18 protein-coding genes are annotated in these 19,911 nt (G+C 71.2%); 16 read left to right on the plus strand and 2 right to left on the minus strand.

The genetic code is table 11. The annotated features are described in order from the left end of the window. Nucleotides 1-103 precede the first annotated feature (103 nt). The 5 genes from OOJ91_RS26215 (at nt 104) to OOJ91_RS26235 (ending at nt 5,596) form a co-directional block, all read left to right on the plus strand. Nucleotides 104-2,647, plus strand: coding sequence for a bifunctional FO biosynthesis protein CofGH (locus tag OOJ91_RS26215; RefSeq protein WP_266249033.1), 2,544 nt, complete (start codon nt 104-106; stop codon nt 2,645-2,647). A gap of 160 nt (nt 2,648-2,807) precedes the next feature. Further along, nucleotides 2,808-3,086: a hypothetical protein gene (locus OOJ91_RS26220; RefSeq protein ID WP_266249034.1), complete on the plus strand. Its 279-nt coding sequence runs from the start codon at nt 2,808-2,810 to the stop codon at nt 3,084-3,086. 51 nt (nt 3,087-3,137) lie between these two features. Continuing rightward, the gene (locus OOJ91_RS26225) at nt 3,138-4,532 is read left to right on the plus strand and encodes a DUF4331 domain-containing protein (RefSeq protein WP_266249036.1); all 1,395 of its coding nucleotides are present in this window, start codon (nt 3,138-3,140) and stop codon (nt 4,530-4,532) included. Between the two features lie 20 nt (nt 4,533-4,552). Then, nucleotides 4,553-4,882: a phospholipase gene (locus OOJ91_RS26230; RefSeq protein WP_266249038.1), complete on the plus strand. Its 330-nt coding sequence runs from the start codon at nt 4,553-4,555 to the stop codon at nt 4,880-4,882. A gap of 456 nt (nt 4,883-5,338) precedes the next feature. After that, complete coding sequence (locus OOJ91_RS26235; RefSeq protein WP_007455784.1) at nt 5,339-5,596, plus strand: WhiB family transcriptional regulator; 258 nt, start codon at nt 5,339-5,341, stop codon at nt 5,594-5,596. 70 nt (nt 5,597-5,666) lie between these two features. Here the strand turns inward: OOJ91_RS26235 and OOJ91_RS26240 are convergent, their stop codons facing one another. After that, on the minus strand, nt 5,667-6,116 hold the full coding sequence (locus OOJ91_RS26240; protein WP_007455785.1) for a metallopeptidase family protein: 450 nt from the start codon (nt 6,114-6,116) through the stop codon (nt 5,667-5,669). A gap of 153 nt (nt 6,117-6,269) precedes the next feature. Here OOJ91_RS26240 and OOJ91_RS26245 point away from each other — a divergent pair, with 153 nt between their 5' ends. The 7 genes from OOJ91_RS26245 to OOJ91_RS26275 all read left to right on the plus strand — a co-directional run bounded on the left by OOJ91_RS26245 (nt 6,270) and on the right by OOJ91_RS26275 (nt 12,899). Further along, nucleotides 6,270-6,638 (plus strand): DUF3499 domain-containing protein, encoded by a 369-nt coding sequence (locus OOJ91_RS26245; protein WP_266249057.1) that lies wholly within the window; start codon nt 6,270-6,272, stop codon nt 6,636-6,638. A gap of 367 nt (nt 6,639-7,005) precedes the next feature. Further along, nucleotides 7,006-8,190 (plus strand): polyamine ABC transporter substrate-binding protein, encoded by a 1,185-nt coding sequence (locus tag OOJ91_RS26250; RefSeq protein ID WP_266249059.1) that lies wholly within the window; start codon nt 7,006-7,008, stop codon nt 8,188-8,190. 5 nt (nt 8,191-8,195) lie between these two features. Next, nucleotides 8,196-9,344, plus strand: coding sequence for an ABC transporter ATP-binding protein (locus OOJ91_RS26255; RefSeq protein WP_266249061.1), 1,149 nt, complete (start codon nt 8,196-8,198; stop codon nt 9,342-9,344). After that, entirely contained in the window at nt 9,341-10,252 is a 912-nt protein-coding gene (locus OOJ91_RS26260; protein WP_266249062.1) for an ABC transporter permease, read from the plus strand. The genes OOJ91_RS26255 and OOJ91_RS26260 overlap by 4 nt, the downstream gene beginning before the upstream one ends. Next, on the plus strand, nt 10,249-11,052 hold the full coding sequence (locus OOJ91_RS26265) for an ABC transporter permease (RefSeq protein ID WP_266249064.1): 804 nt from the start codon (nt 10,249-10,251) through the stop codon (nt 11,050-11,052). The genes OOJ91_RS26260 and OOJ91_RS26265 overlap by 4 nt, the downstream gene beginning before the upstream one ends. Before the next feature lie 413 nt (nt 11,053-11,465). Beyond that, the gene (locus OOJ91_RS26270) at nt 11,466-12,098 is read left to right on the plus strand and encodes a G5 domain-containing protein (protein WP_266249066.1); all 633 of its coding nucleotides are present in this window, start codon (nt 11,466-11,468) and stop codon (nt 12,096-12,098) included. 132 nt (nt 12,099-12,230) lie between these two features. Beyond that, nucleotides 12,231-12,899, plus strand: coding sequence for a hypothetical protein (locus OOJ91_RS26275; protein WP_266249068.1), 669 nt, complete (start codon nt 12,231-12,233; stop codon nt 12,897-12,899). A 78-nt stretch (nt 12,900-12,977) separates the two neighbouring features. Here OOJ91_RS26275 and OOJ91_RS26280 read toward each other — a convergent pair whose 3' ends face one another. Further along, the gene (locus OOJ91_RS26280) at nt 12,978-14,219 is read right to left on the minus strand and encodes an SUKH-3 domain-containing protein (RefSeq protein ID WP_266249069.1); all 1,242 of its coding nucleotides are present in this window, start codon (nt 14,217-14,219) and stop codon (nt 12,978-12,980) included. 78 nt (nt 14,220-14,297) lie between these two features. Here OOJ91_RS26280 and OOJ91_RS26285 point away from each other — a divergent pair, with 78 nt between their 5' ends. Genes OOJ91_RS26285 through OOJ91_RS26300 form a run of 4 tightly spaced genes read left to right on the plus strand, consistent with a single transcriptional unit; the run spans nt 14,298 to nt 19,869 of the window. Continuing rightward, on the plus strand, nt 14,298-14,720 hold the full coding sequence (locus tag OOJ91_RS26285) for a YbaB/EbfC family nucleoid-associated protein (protein ID WP_266249071.1): 423 nt from the start codon (nt 14,298-14,300) through the stop codon (nt 14,718-14,720). Continuing rightward, the gene (locus OOJ91_RS26290) at nt 14,717-15,049 is read left to right on the plus strand and encodes a hypothetical protein (protein ID WP_266249072.1); all 333 of its coding nucleotides are present in this window, start codon (nt 14,717-14,719) and stop codon (nt 15,047-15,049) included. The genes OOJ91_RS26285 and OOJ91_RS26290 overlap by 4 nt, the downstream gene beginning before the upstream one ends. Nucleotides 15,050-15,064: 15 nt before the next feature. After that, the gene (locus OOJ91_RS26295; protein WP_266249074.1) at nt 15,065-19,423 is read left to right on the plus strand and encodes a toxin glutamine deamidase domain-containing protein; all 4,359 of its coding nucleotides are present in this window, start codon (nt 15,065-15,067) and stop codon (nt 19,421-19,423) included. After that, on the plus strand, nt 19,423-19,869 hold the full coding sequence (locus OOJ91_RS26300; RefSeq protein ID WP_266249075.1) for a hypothetical protein: 447 nt from the start codon (nt 19,423-19,425) through the stop codon (nt 19,867-19,869). The genes OOJ91_RS26295 and OOJ91_RS26300 overlap by 1 nt, the downstream gene beginning before the upstream one ends. Nucleotides 19,870-19,911 lie beyond the last annotated feature (42 nt).

The raw sequence follows: 19,911 nt of genomic DNA on the forward strand, positions 1-19,911 counted from the left end.
CGCTCCACGGGCGGGGGTGGGCGGGGACGGGGGTGGGGTGCCGTTTCCCACGGTGCGGGCTGGGACTGGTGGGACGGGCTCGCGCTGCGCATAGGCTGAGCGGATGGTTGATCGCACCCACTCCGGTCCGAGCGAGGCGAGCGTGCGGCGGGCACTGGGTCGGGCCGCGACCGGGCGCGCGCTTGACGTCGACGAGGCGACCGCGCTACTCGCCGCCCGTGGCGACGCGCTCGACGAGCTGCTCCGGACCGCAGGTGGGGTCCGCGACGCCGGGCTGCGGGACGCCGGGCGGCCGGGAGTGGTCACGTACTCGAAGAAGGTCTTCATTCCGCTGACCCGGCTCTGCCGGGACCGCTGCCACTACTGCACGTTCGCCACCGTGCCCCACCGGCTGCCGGCGCCGTTCCTCGACCGGGACGAGGTGCTGGCCATCGCCCGTGCGGGGGCCGCGCAGGGCTGCAAGGAGGCCCTGTTCACGCTCGGTGACCGGCCGGAGGATCGCTGGCCGGCGGCCCGGAGCTGGCTCGACGAGCGCGGCTACGACTCCACACTGGACTATCTGCGGGCCTGCGCGGTGGCCGTGCTGGAGGAGACGGGCCTGCTGCCGCACCTCAACCCGGGCGTGCTGTCCTGGTCGGAGCTGCAACGGCTCAAGCCGGTCGCCCCGAGCATGGGCATGATGCTGGAGACCACAGCGACCCGCCTGTGGTCCGAGCCGGGCGGCCCGCACTACGGCTCGCCGGACAAGGAGCCGGCGGTCCGACTGCGGGTGCTCGACGACGCCGGTCGGGTCGGGGTGCCGTTCACCACAGGCATCCTCATCGGCATCGGGGAGACCCCGGCCGAGCGGGTCGACGCGCTCTTCGCGATCCGCCGCGCCCACCGGGAGTACGGGCACCTCCAGGAGGTGATCGTGCAGAACTTCCGCGCGAAGCCGGACACGGCGATGCGCGGCATGCCCGACGCGGAACTGCACGACCTGGCCGCCACGGTGGCGGTGGCCCGCCTGCTGCTCGGCCCGAAGGCCCGCATCCAGGCCCCGCCGAACCTCATCGCCGGCGAGTACGACCTGCTGCTGCGCGCCGGCATCGACGACTGGGGCGGCGTCTCCCCGCTCACCCCCGACCACGTCAACCCGGAGCGCCCGTGGCCGCAGATCGAGGAGCTTGCCCGGCACACCGAACTGGCCGGGTTCACGCTGCGGGAGCGGCTGACGATCTACCCGGAGTACGTGCGCGCCGGTGACCCGTGGCTCGACCCGCGGCTGTTGCCGCACGTGAGCGCCCTGGCCGATCCGTTGACGGGGATGGCTGTCGAGTCGGCGATGCCGCAGGGACGACCGTGGCAGGAGCCGGAGGAGATGTTCGGCGGGCGTACCGACCTGCACGCCACAATCGACACCACCGGTCGGACCGACGATCGGCGAGGTGACTTCGACAGCGTCTACGGCGACTGGTCCGAGGTGGCCGGCAAGGTCACCCCGGAGGCGACGGCGCGGCGTGCGGGCGTACCCCTGGCGTCGGCCGGGAGCGGCGCGGACCGTGACCTGGCGGCCGGGCTGCGGCTGGCCGCCGACGACCCGGCGGCGCTGCTCGATCCCCGGCACACAGACGCGGCGCTGGCGCTGTTCGGCGCGGACGGGCCGGCGCTCGACGAGGTGTGCCGCCTCGCCGACGACGTGCGCCGCGACACGGTCGGCGACGACGTCACCTACGTGGTCAACCGCAACATCAACTTCAGCAACGTCTGCTACGTGGGTTGCCGGTTCTGCGCGTTCGCGCAGCGTGAGCGGGACGCGGACGCGTACCGGCTCTCGGTCGACCAGGTCGCCGACCGGGCCGAGCAGGCGTGGGCGGCGGGCGCGAGCGAGGTGTGCCTCCAGGGCGGCATCGACCCGAAGATGCCTGTCACCGGGTACGCCGACATCGTGCGCGCGATCAAGGCCCGGGTGCCGGAGATGCACGTGCACGCGTTCTCACCGATGGAGATCGTCACCGCCGCCGCGAAGGCCGGCGTGCCGGTGCGCGACTGGCTTGTGCAACTGCGCGAGGCCGGGTTGGACACCATTCCGGGCACCGCCGCCGAGATCCTCGACGACGACGTGCGGTGGGTGCTCACCAAGGGCAAACTGCCGGCCGCCGCCTGGGTCGACGTGGTCAGCACGGCCCACGAGCTGGGCATCCGGTCCAGCTCCACGATGATGTACGGCCATGTCGACCATCCGGGGCAGTGGCTGGCGCACTTCCGGGTGCTGGCCGGCGTGCAGGACCGCACCGGCGGGTTCACCGAGTTCGTGGCGCTGCCGTTCGTGCACACGAACGCCCCGATCTACCTGGCCGGCATCGCCCGTCCGGGGCCGACGTGGCGGGAGAACCGGGTGGTGCACGCCATGTCCCGGCTGCTGCTGCACGGCCGGATCGACAACATCCAGTGCTCCTGGGTGAAGCTCGGCGACGAGGGCACGGTGGCGATGCTCCAGGGTGGCTGCAACGACCTGGGCGGCACGCTGATGGAGGAGACCATCTCCCGGATGGCTGGCTCGGACAACGGGTCGGCGCGTACCGAGGAGCAGTTGCGGGCCATCGCGACCTCCGCGGGACGTCCGGCGCGCAAGCGTTCCACTGCGTACGGTCACGCTCCGCGCTGAGGTCGAACCTTTTCCCGCCGCCGGCCGTACCAAGCGGTGCCGGCGGCGGTCGCGGCGAGGACCGCCGCCGGTGTCCCCTCAGGGGCCCGGCGTCGGTCGACGGCACCGGACCCGTCCGTCACCGCGGGCGCGCACCGCGCCGCCGCCGGAAAGGTTGCCCATGACCAGTGATCAGCGGAAGCGGCATTGGCCGCGACTGACCCGCCGGCAGACGTTGACCGCCGCGGCCAGCGCCACCCTCGGCGCCGCAGCGCTCACCGTGCCGGGTCTGTCGGCCGCGCAGAACGCGCCGGGCACGGCCGGCCGGGACGACGAACCGATCATCGTGCACCTGCGCGACGCCGCGTCCGGAACGATTGACGTCTTCGTCGGTGAATCCCGGATCGAGGTACGCGACCGCGGCCTGGCGGACCGGCTGCGGCGCGCAGCCCGGCGCTGACCCGCACGCTCCGCCCCGCCATCAGTCCCCGCCCAGTGAGGTTGGTCCGCCATGTCTTCCCACCGCGAGGCTCCGGAGATAGCCAAGGATCCGGTCGCCGACAGCTCCGATCTCTACGCGTTCGTCAGCCCCGACAAGCCCGACACGGTCACGTTGATCGCCAACTACGTGCCGTTGCAGCTTCCGTCCGGGGGGCCGAACTTCTTCGAGTTCGGCGACGACGTGCGCTACGAGATCCACATCGACAACGACGGTGACGGCCAGCCCGACGTCACCTACCGGTTCGAGTTCACCACGGAGATCACCAACCCGAACAGCTTCCTCTACAACACCGGGCCCATCGACTCGCTCGACAGCAAGAACTGGAACCGCAGGCAGTTCTACAGCCTGACCCGGGTCACCGACGGCCGGGAGCACCGGCTCGCGCACAAGCTGCCCTGCCCGCCGTGCAACGTCGGCCCGCTGTCCACCCCGAAGTACGCCGACCTCGTCCGGCAGGCCACCTACACCCTGTCGACGGGGGAGCGGGTCTTCGCCGGGCAGCGTGCGGACGGCTTCTTCGTCGACCTCGGGGCGATCTTCGACCTCGGCACGTTGCGGCCGTTCCAGCAACTGCACGTGGCCGGCAAGAAGATCTTCAAGGCCGAGGGGGAGCCGGTCAACGCCACCGACCGGATGAACGTGCACAGCCTCGCCGTGCAGGTGCCGCTGAAGCAGGTGCGCCGTCGCGCCAGCCGGTACGGCGCTGCCGACGCGGCGTCGGTGCTGGGGGTGTGGACGTCGGCGTCGCGCCGGCAGGTCCGGGTGCTCGGCGACCGGGTCGCGAAGGACACCTCCACCGGCCCGTTCACCCAGGTCTCCCGGCTGGGCAATCCGCTGTTCAACGAGGTCATCGTGCCGATGTCCAAGAAGGACCTGTGGAACTCGCTGCCGCCGTCGGAGGACAAGCGGTTCGCGCAGTTCGTCGAGCGGCCCGAGTTGGCGGCGCTGCTACCGGCGCTCTACCCGGACGTCTTTCCCAACCTGGACAAGCTCAACAAGTCGAAGAAGGCCCGCGCCGACCTGGTGGCGATCCTGCTCACCGGGGTACCGGCCGGGCTGATCGACGGCTTCACCAACGCCACGGGCGACGTGCAGGCCGACATGCTGCGGCTGAACACGGCCATCGCGCCCACCAAACGGCCGGACCGGTTCGGGGTGCTCGGCGGCGACCTGGCCGGCTTCCCCAACGGGCGGCGGGTCGGCGACGACGTGGTGAGCATCGCGCTGCGGGCGATCGCCGGGGTGACCGTCCCGCTTGTGGACAAGACGTTCCGTCCGGACGCGGCGGCCGGCGCGGTCACGCCGGGGTTGAGCGCCGCCGACGTGACCGCCCCGTTCCTCGCGAACTTCCCCTACCTCGGTACGCCGTACGACGGGTTCAACAACCCGCCGGCGTCGTCCTGAGCTTCGGCGGGGAGCAGCGGATGCACGAGCACACGTACGGGCCGTCGGAGACGGGGAGCGTCGTCCTCGAACTGGGTGGTGACACCGGCGCCCTGATCGTCTATACCGGCGGGGATCTGCACGGCCGGGAGATCGAGATCAGCCGCGGCGATGATCGGCGGGTCCACTCGGCGGTACGGGAGCGGCGGGTGCGGGACGGGTCGTTCCACAGTGCGGTCTATCCCGATCTGGCCGCCGGGCTTTATACCGTCTGGTGGGACGAGAACACGTCTGCCGGCACGGTTTCTGTCCATGGTGGAGGGATAGCCGAGTTCGCGTGGCCCAGCAGCGGTTTCGGGTCCGCCGGCTGACCCGACGCGCCACCTTTCACGCGCACCCCGTCCACATTGTGGACGGGGTGCGAGTGCTGTCCGCGCCTCGGTGGGCGGTCTGCGCCGCGCCGCGTTAACCTGTCCCCCACCAAGATCAGCTTTGTGAGAGGGGGTCGGCGCTTCCCGGGTGGTGGCCCGTCGGGGGGAGCGCCACGGCAGAAAAGTCGGGCAACTCGCCGGAGAGGGCGTTACTCGGCCGGGGTCTGAATCGATAGGGCAGGTTGCGAGGCTGGGACGGTCCTGGTGGCCGACCAGGGGTGTCGGGAGAGCGACTCCATTATCAAGTTTGGCTTGACGGCGCACGCATTACACGCGTGTAATTTGAATGGGGTTGTTCGCACGGAACGCAACAAAAAGGGACCGGACGGACAAGCACGCCTTTCGCGTGGGGGGTTGCAGCGGCGATGACGCCGGTGCGCGACAAGGAGGCATTTGATGGACGGCCAGCTTGAGGTGGCCGACCTGCTCGGAAACGCGCCGGAGTGGCAGGAGCGGGCCTTGTGCTCGCAGACCGACCCCGAGGCGTTCTTTCCCGAGAAGGGCGGCTCGACCCGCGAGGCGAAGCGAATCTGCTCGCGTTGCGAGGTCAAGACCGAATGCCTCGAATACGCTCTCGGCCACGACGAGCGGTTCGGCATCTGGGGTGGGCTCTCCGAGCGGGAGCGGCGCAAGTTGAAGCGGCGGGCCGCCTGAGCGGTGCAGGGTCGGGGCGGTGGGGGCCGCCCGACTCAGCCGTCGTACGGGCGCGACAGGCGCGTGCGGCTCACGCCAACTCGTCGGGGTCGACCCCGAGCAGGTTCGCCACCTGTTCGATGATCACGTCGTGGACGAGGTCGGCGAGATCTTCGCGGTCCATGGCGCGGAACTCCAGCGGTCGCCGGTACAACACGATGCGCGGCGGCACCTCCTGGCGGCCGGGGCGGCCGGGCAGCAGCCGGGCCAGCGGCACCTCGCCGTCCTCCAGCACGTCGGAGTCGTAGACGTTCAAATCCGGTGGGACGTCCTCGACGGCGAACTCGACACCTGCCAACTCCTTGGCGAACCGTCGCTCCAGCGTCTCGACGGTGTCCAGCACGAGGTCGTCGAAGACCTCGGCCTTCGTCCGCGCCAGCGGCACGGTAGCCGGCACCAGACGCCCGCGCAGGCCACGCCCGTGCCTGTCGCGGTGCGCACGCCGGCCCGGGCCGGGGCGGCGGTGTTCCGGGCTCGTCATGAGGCAAAGGGTAGCCCCCGCGCCGGGCCGGCCAGCGGCACCGGCGCTCCCGTGGCGCGGCGCGACCAGAACCGCGAATTGTGATCACCGCGACGGGCGTGTCGCAACGCGAAGCGATGCGCCGGACCCGGTAATGGAGATACCCTGCCGCACGTGAGGTCACCACGGCGCTGCTCCCGTAACGGCTGCCCCCGGCAAGCGGTCGCCACATTGACCTATGTCTACAACGAGTCGACAGCCGTGGTGGGCCCGCTGGCGGCGTTCGCCGAGCCACACACGTACGATCTCTGTGAGCAGCACGCCCGCAGCCTCACCGCGCCGCGCGGCTGGGACGTGGTGCGGCACGAGGGCGAGTTCGAGCCGCCCCCGCCCACCACCGACGACCTGGTGGCGCTGGCCGAGGCGGTCCGCGAGGCCGCCCGCCCGGCCCCCCGCCCGCCGGAGCCCGACCAGGGCCACCACGACAACCCGCACCAGACCGGTCGCCGAGGCCACCTCCGGGTGATCCCCCCGAACCACTGAGTCAGAGCCGCGACCACGTCTCGGTCAGCACCGTGCGCAGAATCTGCTCGATCTCGTCGGAGTGCCGCTGCTCGGCGATCAGCGGCGGGGCATGACGGGCTGGATGCGACGAAACTAGCGAGCGTCTGAAGTGCGGTCCATTTCGCCGATGTCGCGGTATCAGGGCGGGGTTGATACCCCGACATCGGCGACGTCGAGTCGATCAAGCGAGGGCCAGGCCGGGTGGTCGACTTCGTCCTGCCGGTTCCTCATCGCGCGCTCGCCAATGTCAAGATCAGTCGTCCCTGGCACCTGATCCTCCCGACATTCCCGCCGGCGCGCGTCCACACCCTCTCGCCCGCCGACGATGACCCCTCTAGGAGTCGTCATGCGTACTCCCCTCCGGCCCCTCTCCCGGCGTGGACTGCTCACCGGCACTCTCGGATCGGCCGCCCTGCTCGCAGCGGGCGGCAGCCTCGCCGGCTGCGGCACCAAGGGCGCCCAGCAGACCGAGGCCGGCTGTGTCAGCGAAGACCTGTCCGGCACCGAGAAGAAGCTCGCCTTCTCCAACTGGCCGCAGTACCTGGACGTCGACGAGAAGGACGAGTCCAAGCGACCGAGCCTGGACGAGTTCGTCGCGAAGAGCGGCATCCAGGTCACCTACACCGAGGACATCAACGACAACAACGAGTTCTTCGGCAAGGTGCAGAACCAGTTGGCCGGCTGCCAGAGCACCGACCGGGACATCATCGTGCTGAGCGACTGGATGGCGGCGCGGATGATCCGGCTCGGCTGGATCCAGAAGCTCGACCCCACGAAGATTCCGAACGTCCAGGCGAACCTGTTGCCATCGCTTGTCAACCGCTCGTTCGACGCCGAGAACCGCATCTCGATCCCGTGGCAGTCCGGCCTGGCCGGATTGGCGTACAACGGCAGCGTCACCAGGGAACTGCGGACAGTCGACGAGCTGCTGACCCGCCCCGACCTCAAGGGCAGGGTGACGGCGCTCAGCGAGATGCGCGACACCATGGGTCTGCTGCTCGGCGCGAACGGCCACGACCCGTCGAACTTCACCGCCGCCCAGTTCGACGACGCGCTCCACAGGCTCAAGAAGGCAGTCGACTCCGGGCAGATCCGCACGTTCACCGGCAACGACTACGCGCCCGACCTGGCCAAGGGCGACATCGCCGCGTGCATCGGCTGGTCCGGGGACGTCATCCAGCTCTCCAGTGAGAACGACAAGGTGCGGTTCGTCGCGCCGGACTCCGGCGCGATGCTCTACAGCGACGACATGGTGGTCCCGAACAAGGCCACGCACAGGGGCAACGCCGAGGCGCTGATCAACTACTACTACGAGCCGGCGGTCGCCGCGAAGCTCGCCGCGTACGTCAACTACATCTGCCCGGTCAAGGGCGCCCAGGCCGAGATGGAGAAGATCGACCCGGAGCTGGCCGACAACCCGCTGATCTTCCCCGACGACGCGCTGCTGGCGAAGTCCACGGTCTTCATGGCCCTGGACGAGAAGCAGGAGCGGGAGTACGAGGGCAAGTTCCAGCAGGTCATCGGGGCGTGACGGGGATGGCGCGCGACACACCCGCAGGCGATCTGCGCCTTGTCGACCTCACCAAGCGGTTCGGCAGCTTCACGGCCGTCGACGACCTCAGCCTGACGATCGGCCAGGGATCGTTCTTCGCGCTGCTCGGCGCGTCCGGCTGCGGCAAGACCACCACCCTGCGGATGATCGCCGGGCTGGAGGCGCCGACAGGCGGCCGGGTGCTGCTCGGCGACACCGACATCACCCGGCTGCGACCGTACCGGCGACCTGTCAACACCGTCTTCCAGAGCTACGCGCTCTTTCCGCACCTCACCATCTTCGAGAACGTGGCCTTCGGGCTGCGGCGGCGTGGCATCCGCGCGGTCGACGACCGGGTCCGCCGGATGCTGTCGCTTGTGCGGCTCGACGGGTTCGGCCCTCGCCGCCCGGCCCAGCTCTCCGGAGGTCAGCAGCAGCGGGTCGCGCTGGCCCGCGCGCTCATCAACGAGCCGCAGGTGCTGCTGCTCGACGAGCCGCTCGGCGCGCTCGACCTGAAGCTGCGCCGGCAGATGCAGATCGAGCTGAAGCGCATCCAGACCGAGGTAGGCATCACCTTCGTGCACGTCACCCACGACCAGGAGGAGGCCATGAGCATGGCCGACACCGTCGCGGTGCTGAACGCCGGCCGCATCGAGCAGCAGGGCGCCCCTGCCGACCTCTACGAGTTCCCGGCCACCGCGTTCGTCGCGAACTTCCTGGGCCAGTCCAACCTGCTCGCCGGCGAGGCCGCCGGCACGAGCGGCGGCGAGGTCGCGGTGACGGCGCACGGCGCGCGCTTCTCGGTGCCCGCCGGCCGGTCGCGGGCCGACCGGGGTGCGGTCCACCTGGGAGTACGCCCGGAGAAGCTGCAACTGGTCGGCTCCGCCGACCAGGTCCCCCAAGGACACCAACACGTCACCGGGATGGTCACCGACGCCTCCTACGTGGGGGTCAGCACCCAGTACCTGCTGCGCACCGGCTGGGGCGCCGAGCTGTCGGTCTTCGCCGCCAACAGCGGGACGTCCACGCCTGTGCAGGTCGGCAGTGCGGCCGTGGCGTACTGGGATCCGCGGCACGCCTTCGTGCTGCCCCGCGACGCCGACACCGACCGGCCCGCCCCGGCGCTCGACGAGCCGGTGGCTGCGTCGTCGTGACCCTCCCGACGCCCACCGGAGCGGGGCAGCCGCCGTCCGCGCCACCGGCAGCCCGGTCCGGGCGGTACCGGCTGCTGCCGTACCTTCTGCTGCTGCCCGGCGTGGCCTGGCTGCTGGTGTTCTTCGGCGTGCCGCTGCTGCAACTCGCCGCCGCGAGCCTCTACGACCCCAGCGGCTCGCTCTCCACCGGGTACGCGATGACGTGGGCGGTCGGTAACTACCCGGACGTCGTGCAGGCGTACTGGCCGCAGCTCCTGCGTTCGTTCGGTTACGCCGGACTGGCACTGGTGCTGGCGCTGCTGCTGGGCTACCCACTGGCGTACGTCATCGCGCAGAAGGCCGGCCGGTGGAGGAACCTGCTGCTGGTGTGCGTGGTCGCGCCGATGTTCACAAGCTTCCTGGTGCGCACCCTCGCCTGGAAGACCGTCCTGTCCGACAACGGCGTGCTCGTGGGCCTGCTGCGCGACGTGCACCTGCTCGCACCGGACGGTCGGCTGCTGGCCACCCCGTTCGCTGTGGTGCTCGGGCTGACGTACAACTTCCTGCCGTTTCTGGTGCTGCCGCTGTACGCGAGCCTGGAGCGGCTGGACCCCCGGCTGCTGGAGGCGGCCAGCGACCTGTACGCCGGCGGAGCCCAGGCGTTCCGCCGGGTGACCCTGCCGCTGTCGATGCCCGGCCTGGTCGCCGGCACGCTGCTGTTCTTCATCCCGGCCAGCGGCGACTACGTCAACGCCGAACTGCTCGGCACCCCGAACGAATACATGATCGGCAACGTCATCGACTCGGCGTTCCTGGTCCGGCTGGACTATCCGCGGGGCGCCGCGCTGTCGTTCCTGCTGATGGCGGCGATCCTCGCGGTGGTCTTCGGCTATCTGCGGCGGGCCGGCACGGAGGACGTCCTCTCATGAGACTGTCCCGTTGGCTGGCCGACCGCTTGGTGATGATCGTGGCGCTGCTGGTGCTCGGGTACCTGGCGCTGCCGATCCTGGTGGTGGCCGGGTTGTCGTTCAACCGTCCGTCGAGCCGCCTGTCGTACGACTTCAACGAGTTCACACTCGACAACTGGCGTCAGCCCTGCGCCACCTCCGACATGTGCGACGCCGTCGTGCGCAGCGCGCAGATCGGCTTTATCGCCACGGTGGTCGCCACAGTGCTCGGCACCCTGATGGCGTTCGCGCTGGTCCGGCACCGCTTCCCTGGCCGCTCCGGCGTCCACGTGCTGGTCTTCCTGCCGATGGCCACCCCGGAGCTGGTGATGGGCACGTCGCTGCTGGCCCTGTTCGTCTCGGCCGGGGTGCCGCAGGGCTTCTGGACCATCGTCGTCGCGCACGTGATGTTCTGCCTGTCGTTCGTGGTGGTCACCGTCAAGGCGCGGCTCGCCGGGATGGACCGGCGGCTGGAGGAGGCCGCCATGGACCTCTACGCCAACGAGTGGCAGACCTTCCGGCGGATCACCCTGCCGCTGGTGCTGCCCGGCATCGTCGCCGCCGCGCTGCTGGCGTTCTCGTTGAGCTTCGACGACTTCATCGTCACGAACTTCAACGCAGGCACGACAGTCACGTTCCCGATGTACGTCTGGGGCGCCGCCCAGCGGGGCATCCCTCCGCAGGTGAACGTCATCGGCACCGCGATGTTCGCCGTCGCGCTGCTGCTGGTCGGCCTCGGCTCGCTGAGTGGGGCACGTGCTCGCCGCGCTTCGCTGCGCTGACGGCTTCCCGACACGTCGGGGGCGGAACGCAGTTCATCGTTTGGCGCGCCTGCGGGTCCCGGTGCGATATTTGTCCAATGCGGCGGTCTGTCCGCATAGGGGGCCGCACGATCGGCTCTGACCTCCCCGCCCGAGAGGTCATCCGATCCGCCGGCTCGTCACGCTCCCTGCCCGGTCGGCGGTGTCGATCGGGCCCCCTCGATCATCCCCTGCGGAGCGAACGGCTCAGGTGACCGACATGACGGTGGATATTGCCGGCAGTGTTTGCGACGACACTCATCGCCGTGACGATGCAACCACCGCCCGGGCCTGCGCATCCACAGCCGTACGGCCCCGGACCTCAGCCAGCCGCCGCCCCGAACTGGTTCCGCCGCGCCAGCCCAGGCCGCCGCGTAGCCGTGATCCTCGGCTCGGTGGCGCTCTCCGTGCTGCTGCTCTGCTGCGCCGGCACCGCCATCGTCGGCGCGCTGACCGGCGAGCCGGAACCCAAGCGCACGGGCACTGCGGCCGAACAGGCGCAGCAACCCATCGTGGCGGCCCCCGCCGAGCCGACCCAGGAGGCGCCTGCTCAGGCGCAGTCGCCGGAGGCCCCGCCCACCGCAACCTCGGCGCCGACCCCTTCAAGTGCCGCACCCTCGCCTGTGGTGCGGGTGTCGACGGTGACGGAGCGCGCCGCGATCCGGCACGGTGAGCGCACTGTCAAGGACGCGTCCCTGGCCGAGGGCAAGCGGGTGGTCCGCACCAGGGGCATCGACGGCGTGCGGACGCTCACCTACCGGGTGACCACCACCGACGGCGTGCAGACCGGTAAGAAGCTGGTCACGTCCACGGTGACGAAGCAGCCGGTGACCGAGGTCGTGGCCGTCGGCACCAAGAAGAAGTCGAACTGCGACCCGAACTACAGCCCCTGCGTCCCGATCGCCAGTGACGTGGACTGCGCGGGCGGCTCCGGCAACGGCCCGGCTTACGTCAGCGGAGTGGTCACGGTCATCGGCGACGACATCTACGACCTGGACCGCGACAACGACGGCTACGGCTGCGACTGACCGGGCGCGGCGCGTGCGGTCAGTCGGCGTCACGTGGCTCCGGAACGACAGGTGCCCGTGCAAGCTGAACGGTCGGGCGCTGTCATCCGTACCAGGCGGTGAAGGACACCACCGAGGACGGGAGTGACGGCGATGAGGGTGCAGCGCAGGCACGTGCTGGCGGCGACCGTGGCGGTGCTCGCCGCGGCGGGCGTGGCGGTCGGGACCGGGTTCGGGTTCGCCGACACCGCCCCGGCACGGCACTCCGTCTGCTCCGGCTCGGTCACGTTCTCGGCGGAGGCCGGAGCGCCGGCAGCGACAAGCGACCGGTTCCCGGTGGGCACGCGCCTGCGGGTGACGAACCTGGACAACAACCGTACGGCCACGGTGACGGTGACCGGCCCGTCGGGCAGTTGCGTGCTGCTCAACTCCGCCGCCATGGAGTTGGTCCGCGAGCCGGGCAAGAACGTGATCCGCCGCAACGTGGTGGAACGGCTGGACGGCGGCGCCGCGCAGCCCGTCGACCCAGGCACGGTACGTCCCGGTGCCGCGTCGCCCGGTGCCCAGGGCCCGGCGCCCCGCTCGGCCTGCTCCGGCGCGATCACGTTCTTCGAAGAGGCGGCCGGGCCGGCGGCGACGAGCGGGCAGTTCCCGGTCGGCACGCGGCTGCGGGTGACCAACCTGGACAACAACCGGGCCACCACTGTGACGGTGACCGGCCCGTCGGGCAGTTGCGTGCTGCTCAACACCGCTGCGATGGACCAGATCCGCGAGCCGGGCAAGAACCTCGTCCGCCGCAACGTCGTCGAGGTGCTGCGCTGACAGTCGGAGGCCGGCCGGGGGTGGGCGTGGTCGAACACCACCACCACCGCCGGCCTTCGCCGCCGCCCGCGCGCCGCGCTAGTCGGCCTGCCAGGTGCCGTCGTCGCCGACCCGGGCGGGGGCGCGGCCGAGCAGCAACGTGGTGAGCGCGGCGTCGATGGTGTCGCCGAGGAACCACTCGCCGGCCTGGTCGAGAGCGAACACCCGGCCGCGCTCGTCGACGGCGAGGATGCTGTCCTGCTGCTCGGTGCCGATCGGGAAGAGCCGCACGCCGAGCACCGCGCCGAAGTCGGCGAGCGTGTCGGCGGTGTGCGCGATGGTGTGCGGGCGGATGTCGAAGCGGGAGATCCACACCTGGGCGCCCGGGCCCCGCCGAGCGCCGACCAGGCTGGGGAACGCGGTCAGCGCCTCCACGGCGGCGGGAAAGACCTCGTGCCGGTGGGTTCGCCCCGGCACGGCACTGACATCCCGTACGCCGGCGGCGGCCATGATCTGGTCACCGATGTGCGGCCGCCAGCCCGCCGCCACCAGCGCGTTGGCCACCTCGGGCGGAAAACGACCCGGATCCGGGTCGGGCTCCGCCGGCGCGAGCCACGTCTCGGAGTACGCCCGCGCCGACTCCGGCAGAACGCTTGCGCGTACCAGAAAGTCGATGCACGAGTCGCAGGGCCGATCCGCGGCCCCACCGGCCGGGTCACCCGGCTCGCGGATCCGGAAGATCTCGAAGCGCGCCGCCTCCAGCAGTGCTCCCGCCTCGGCCCGACCCATCGGCTCGATGCCCTCGGCGGCCCGGCGATGGTCGTACTCGTGCAGCACGTCGGAGACCACGATCAACTCGGCGTGGCACTCGGCGCCGCGGACCAGCTCACCCGGAGGTCGCTCGTCCAGGTAGTTGCGGACGAGCGGGTGGTGGTTCAGTGCGACGGCGCCCTTCGTGCCCTGGGCCGTCCAGATGCGACCGTCCAGGGTCAAATGCGCCACCGTGTTCGGCGTCGGCGCCCGACTGATCTCCCGGATCAGCAGGCTCGACGCGTCGACGGTGCGGGGCGCTGTCGGCCCACTGGGCTGACTCCGCCGGTACAGGTCCGCCACCACCTCGCTCGGCACCCGGGGCCAGGTGGTGACCTTTCCGGTCCGCCTGTCGATGACTGTCGTCGGCAGATCGCCCGGGATCGCCCGCACTCCGCTGGAAACGATCGAGGTGACGACGAAGCCGAGATCGAACTCGTCGACCACCGGGGTGCACTCGTGGCCGAGACGCTGCGAATCGCGCCGCGCCCAGGCGGACGCGAGCTGCTCGGCCTGCTGACGGTCGATCACACATCGAAACTACCGGACTACACGGATCGATGGCGGCCGGTATGGTCTTCCCTACCGACGGTGACGGGAGGAGCGGCGGTGAGCGAACGCGTGGACCGGGACGCCAATCGCGAGCTACGGGCCCGATTCGACGACGTGTACGGCCAATACCAGCAGCTCAGGTCCGGTTTGGACAATCTGCAAGCGCGGCTCGCCCAACTGCGGGTGACCCGACGCTCGCCGGACGGCCACGTCACGGCGACCGTCGGCGCGCAGGGCAAGCTGATCGCGGTCGACCTGGCCCCGGCGATCTACCAGGACCGCGACACCGAGGCGCTGAGCCGGAAGGTCACCGAGACGGTCCACGCCGCCGTGGCCGCTGCCACCCAGGCCACCCAGGACCTGGTCGCCGAGACCATGCCGGCCGGCGCCGGCTCGGCGGAGTTCCTGCGTACCGGCGATTTCGGCTCTCTGCTCGGCCGTGCCGACGCCGTGCTCGGCCGCGGCGAGGGGCCGGCATGACCGACGAGCAGCTCTGGCTCGACGCCTCCCGGGCCCGGCACGGCGGCGCCGACCTGGCCCTGTCCGGCGAGGCGGTGACGGCCCGCCGGGCAGCGGAGGGCGGCGAGATCGAGGCCGCCAGCGGCGTCCGCCCCTGGGGGCGCGACGACATCGGCGCCGCCTTCGAGCGGAGCTACCGCGGCATCGAGCAGACCGTGCTGCGCGCCTGGGCGGGTGTCGGGCAGCGGCTCACCGAGCTGGGCGCCGACGTGGTCACCGCGGTCGACGCGAGCGTGCAGACCGACCAGAGCAGCGCCGCCCGGCTCGACCGGGTCGCCGACAAGCGCTGACGGCGGGCGATCCGGATGAGCGTGCTGCCCAGCCCGATCCCGCACCCACTCGACTACGCGCCCTGGGACGTTCCCGGGTGGATCTACGAGGCCCTCGACTGGGCGGTCGGCGTGCAGTGGCCCGAGGGGAACGAGCGGGCCGTCTGGGACCTCGCCGACAGGTGGTACGCGGTCGCCGCCGTCCTCGCCGGCCCGCACGCCGACGCCGCCGCGGCCGCCACCGAGGTCCGCAGCGGATACGGCGGCGTCGGCGCTGTCGACACCGCGTTCGAGGCGGCCTGGCGAGGGATCGCCGAGGGCGACGACGCACCCCTGCCGGTGCTCCTCGCGGTCACCGCCGACCTGGGTCGCCTGGTCGAGGAGTGCGGCTGCGACATCGAGGGCGCCAAGCTCGAAGTCTGGATCGAGCTGGGCATCCTGGTCGTCGAGCTGCTCTCGGTGGCGGTGGCGGCGGTGCTCACCGCCGGTGCGGCCTCCCCGGCGGCCGGCGCGGCGATCACCGCCACCCGGCTGGTGATCCAGCAGATCTTCAAGCGCCTGATGGGACAACTGGCCTCCAAGGCTCTCCGGCGCGGCCTCAAGGAGGCAGGCGAACGCGCGGCCAAGGAGATCGCCAAGGGTGGCGTGCGCGGCCTCGCCAAGCGCGCCACCCGCGAAGGGCTGGAGGAGGCCGCCGAGGAGTCCGGGGTCAGCCTGGCCACCCAGGCGTACCAGAACTCGACGGGCCGGGCGCACGGCATGGACCTGACCGACCTGGGCGCGTCAGCGGTCGGCGGGCTCGCCGGGGGAGCTGTCGCGCCGCTGGCCGGCCTGGGCCGCCGCGCGACCGGCCGCGCCGCGCGCATCGGCGAGCACCTGGGTCGGGAGATGACCGGCGAGATGTTCGCCGAGAGCGCCGCCAGCATCGCCACCGGGCAGGGCCTGACGTCGGCGGAGGATGTCGTACGCGCCGCCGCCTCCGGCGCCACCGGATCGGCGACCGGGCAGACCGACCACGCCCTGCAGGCCCGGCTGCACGCGCAGGCCAACGCCCTCGCCGGGGCGTCCTTCACCGGTCCGTCGCTGCCGAACCCCACCGCGCCTGCGGTGGATGTCCCGACCCCGGACGCCGCGGCGTCGTCGCCTGCGGCTCTCTCTCCAGCGCCTCCCCTTGCAGCGTCCTCAGCGCCGGAGTCTCCGTCTGCGGCGTCGCCACACGCGGGGTCTCCGGTGGCGGAGGTTGCGCAGCAGGCGGGGGTGGACCGTGTCGGCTCGCCGCCACCGGGAGCACCCGACGCAACATCGTCGGGCGTCGGGCACGGCACGGGTCCGACGGTCGGCGGGGATCCCACGCTCTCGGCCGCCGCAGGCCCCGCACAGCTCCCTGCCGTCGCGGCGGATCCCACGCTCTCGGCGGTCACGGCCCCGGGGCTCCCTGCCGTCGCGGCGGATCCCACGCTCTCGGCCGTTCCGGGGCTCCCTGCCGTCGCGGCGGATCCCACGCTCTCGGCGGTCACCGCGCCCGTGGCCGTCGCCGTCGACCCGAACGCCGGGCCGGCCGGCACCGGGCCGGCGGTCGGCGCGTCGCAGGGGGTCGCCTCGGGTGCGGTCGCCCCAGGCGCGAACGGCTCGCTCGCCGGGTCCCCGTCGACAGGGCCAACTCCCACCTTCTCGTCGGCTGCCGGTTGGTCCCCGTCGACCGGCCCGTCGTCGGCATCCCCGTCCACACCCTTCGGCCCGGTGGCCGGCACGCCATCCGACGCCGTCGGCAGGCCCGGTGGGGTCATGACCGAGACGAGCCGCGGCGTGGTCACCGGAGCGCCGACGGGGCGGCACTCCGCACCCGAGCGGTTCTCCACCGGGGAGGCGCTCGCGCCGGCTCGTGTACCCCGTCAACGGGCCGCCCGCGGCCGAGCCCCCGTTCCCGTCGACGTGGTGGCGTTCGGCGATCCGTCGGTGTCCATGAGCGAGCGCGACAGGTACGCCGCCCGGTGGGTGGCCGAGGCGGAGGCCGCCGAGCGGCGGCGCTACCAGGGCCACTACGAGTCGCAACGGTCCGGGTTCGAGAGCAATCGCCGACAGGCCGAGGCCGCTCGCCTGCGGGCCCGCGCCGCGGAGCACGACCGCAGGGCTGTCGAGTACGCCGACTACGCCCGACAGTTGCACCAGACGGGACACCGGCAGTGGGCCGACGGCTGGCAGCGGGCGGCGAACGACGAGACACGCGCGTACGCCCAGTGGCGTGACCTGGCCGACTGCGTACTGGCGGGCATCACGGCGCCGGCGGTCGTGGACATCGCGGACGGCGCCTTCGCGCACGCGAACAGCGATGTGGGCGCGCTCGCCCTCGGCGCGGTGGAGACCACCGGCCCGTCCCGGCTCACCGGCGACGACGTGCCCCCGCCGATCGATGACTCCAGGCCGTACGGGCAGCCGGGTGGGCTGCGCCCACCGCTCGCCCTGCACCAGGTCGATGTCGAACGGCAGATGCCCCGCGAACGCGACGGCGCTGTCCTGCGTACCGCCGATCCCCGCCGGGGCGGCTGGTTCCGCCTGTTGAACGACGGCGGACCCCAGGCGGACGCCACCCGGGGCATCAACTGCCTGGACTGCACGCTGTCGCTGTTCGAGACCTGGGTGCACGGCCGGCCGCGGGTGTCCGCGCCGCGCACCTTCGACGGCTACCTGGACGGCGACACCCGACGCCCGATCCGCGGTGAGGCCGGTGGTCCGGGCCGGGTGGAAGATGTGACCGGCGGACGTTTCCAGCGCGTCCTCACCCCGCCAGCGATCCAACAGTCACACCCGGCGCAGGCGCGGCAGGCCGCCGACCGGGGGTACGCCAACCTGCACGACCAACTTCTGCTGGGCGGCCACGGCAGCTACGCGTTCCTGATCACCGAGTGGGCGGGCGGTGGCTCGCACGCCTGGGTGGCGCTCAACCAGAACGGCACGGTGCTCTACGTCGACCCGCAGACCGGCCTCGTCCGGGACCGGCCGCTCTATCCCGACGTGGTCGGCATCGACGCACTCGTGCTGGGCGGGGACGGCCGGCCCATGCCGCTCGGTGGGCTGCCCCGGGGTCGGTTCAGCGAACGTCCCGACCTGCCCTATCACCCTCCCGCGCAGGACGACGGCGGCCACGGCGACCCGTACATCAACCGCATGTACCTCCTGCTCGACGGCCCGGGCTCGGTGGACGACCCCGGCGGGAGTTCATCCGGCCCGGTTGGCGAGGAACCGACGGGACACCGCGACCCGGCCCGGGTGCTCGCGCTGGCCAACGGCCTGGACGAGGTCTTCTCGGCAGGGGTGAGCCCGAGCGAGTTCGCGAGAGCCGCGGACCCACCGACCCTCCGGCGGCTGGTTCCCAACCTCGACGACGCCGACGCACGGGACGTGTCGCGACTCTTCGCCGACGCCCGTGTCCGCGACATGCTGGACACCGCCCTGCGGGAGCCACCCCCGAACGAGCCGAATCTGGCCGTACACCTGGCCCTGCAACTGGCACAGGCGCCCGACCTGGCGCGGATCATCCTCGGCACCCCCGAACTGGCGGCGTCACTGACGGCCCGCCCACTGACGCTGCATCACCTGGCAAGCCATCAACAGGCGATCGACGCCCTCGCTGACGTGCTCGACGACATCACCCAGCAGGAGACGGCAGGGCCGGGGGCGACCGACCGGCGGGCGTCTCAGCCGCAGCCGACACCGCTCACCGACGAGCAGCGCCGGATCAGCGCGAGCATCCAGGTGCCGGATGATCCGCCGACCCAGCCAGGCTTCGACAGTCGTCAACGCGGCAATCTGTCTTATCGCAAGCGCTACCTTGACGACCTCTACTCCGCGGCTGCTCTCGCTCAGCTGCAGCTGAATCAGTTGGCTACTTCTCTTGCACAGGTTGGTGATCGTCGTGTCGGTGAGCCTGGCTGGCGCACTGAGCCCAAGAACCGCCGCCGAGCCGAAGACAAGGTCAACAAGTACGGCGGTGACCCCTCGAAGTTGCTCGATCTTGCCGCCGCCAAGATCGAATTTCGACGTCTCGACGACCTCTACGACACGCTCCAGCGGATGCGCGACCGTCCCGACGTGATGATCATCCGTTGTCAGGACCGGTTCATATCTCCCGAGGACAGCGGCTACCGGGACGTACAACTCGTACTGCGGACCGGGAACGGGCATCTCGCCGAGTTTCGCCTACACCTGGCGGCGCTCGACACCGTGGCGGTCTGGGAGCATGCGCTGTATGAGGTGCGCCGTGACGTGGATGCCGTGGCCCGAGCCGAGGGTCGAGCAATGAACAGTCGCGAGAGCGCGATTACCGACGGCATTCTCCGGCGTGAGCAACAGTTGTTCTGGGAGGCGCTGCAGTCGACCTACGAGGGGAACGCCTGATGGTGCAGATGCCCGGTCTGGTGCTCCCGTCCTACTACCTCTATTACTCATCCCCGGTGAAGATCGTGGAGACGTCCGACGGTGGAGCCCAGGTGTGGCGGGTATCCATCGATACCGGCGGGTGGCAGGAAGAGAACGACCTCTTCACAGAGATCGTCTTCGACATCGGAGGAGACGTCTTCCGACAGAGTCCCGAGGACTTCGTGCAGGAGGTTGAGCGTTTCCGTGCTCACTACCTGGTCGGTGAAGGGCCCATCTTCGCCCTCTACGAGACCGTGCAGGCGCTCAGGGACGCGGCAGAAGCTCAGGGGCGACCCTTGTCGCCGAAGGAGCAGGCTCTCATCCGGGGGATCCGCCAGCGGACCTTCGTGATGTTCGAGGAACAGTTGCGGGCGGCCGGCGACCCGGGTGCCGATCCCGAGGTGGCGGCGGGCCACGAGGGGTGACCAGGCCGGCACCGAGGCGCGGGCTGGACCTCTCGCAACTTC

Source organism: Micromonospora lupini, assembly GCF_026342015.1.
Classification (GTDB): Bacteria; Actinomycetota; Actinomycetes; order Mycobacteriales; family Micromonosporaceae; genus Micromonospora; species Micromonospora lupini_B.

Excerpts from the sequence above, each read along its gene's own strand:
- OOJ91_RS26215 (WP_266249033.1), top strand. The coding sequence starts at position 104 with ATGGTTGATCGCACCCACTCCGGTCCGAGCGAGGCGAGCGTGCGGCGG.
- OOJ91_RS26220 (WP_266249034.1), top strand. The coding sequence starts at position 2,808 with ATGACCAGTGATCAGCGGAAGCGGCATTGGCCGCGACTGACCCGCCGG.
- OOJ91_RS26225 (WP_266249036.1), top strand. The coding sequence starts at position 3,138 with ATGTCTTCCCACCGCGAGGCTCCGGAGATAGCCAAGGATCCGGTCGCC.
- OOJ91_RS26230 (WP_266249038.1), top strand. The coding sequence starts at position 4,553 with ATGCACGAGCACACGTACGGGCCGTCGGAGACGGGGAGCGTCGTCCTC.
- OOJ91_RS26235 (WP_007455784.1), top strand. The coding sequence starts at position 5,339 with ATGGACGGCCAGCTTGAGGTGGCCGACCTGCTCGGAAACGCGCCGGAG.
- OOJ91_RS26240 (WP_007455785.1), bottom strand. The coding sequence starts at position 6,116 with ATGACGAGCCCGGAACACCGCCGCCCCGGCCCGGGCCGGCGTGCGCAC.
- OOJ91_RS26250 (WP_266249059.1), top strand. The coding sequence starts at position 7,006 with ATGCGTACTCCCCTCCGGCCCCTCTCCCGGCGTGGACTGCTCACCGGC.
- OOJ91_RS26255 (WP_266249061.1), top strand. The coding sequence starts at position 8,196 with ATGGCGCGCGACACACCCGCAGGCGATCTGCGCCTTGTCGACCTCACC.
- OOJ91_RS26265 (WP_266249064.1), top strand. The coding sequence starts at position 10,249 with ATGAGACTGTCCCGTTGGCTGGCCGACCGCTTGGTGATGATCGTGGCG.
- OOJ91_RS26275 (WP_266249068.1), top strand. The coding sequence starts at position 12,231 with ATGAGGGTGCAGCGCAGGCACGTGCTGGCGGCGACCGTGGCGGTGCTC.
- OOJ91_RS26290 (WP_266249072.1), top strand. The coding sequence starts at position 14,717 with ATGACCGACGAGCAGCTCTGGCTCGACGCCTCCCGGGCCCGGCACGGC.
- OOJ91_RS26295 (WP_266249074.1), top strand. The coding sequence starts at position 15,065 with ATGAGCGTGCTGCCCAGCCCGATCCCGCACCCACTCGACTACGCGCCC.
- OOJ91_RS26300 (WP_266249075.1), top strand. The coding sequence starts at position 19,423 with ATGGTGCAGATGCCCGGTCTGGTGCTCCCGTCCTACTACCTCTATTAC.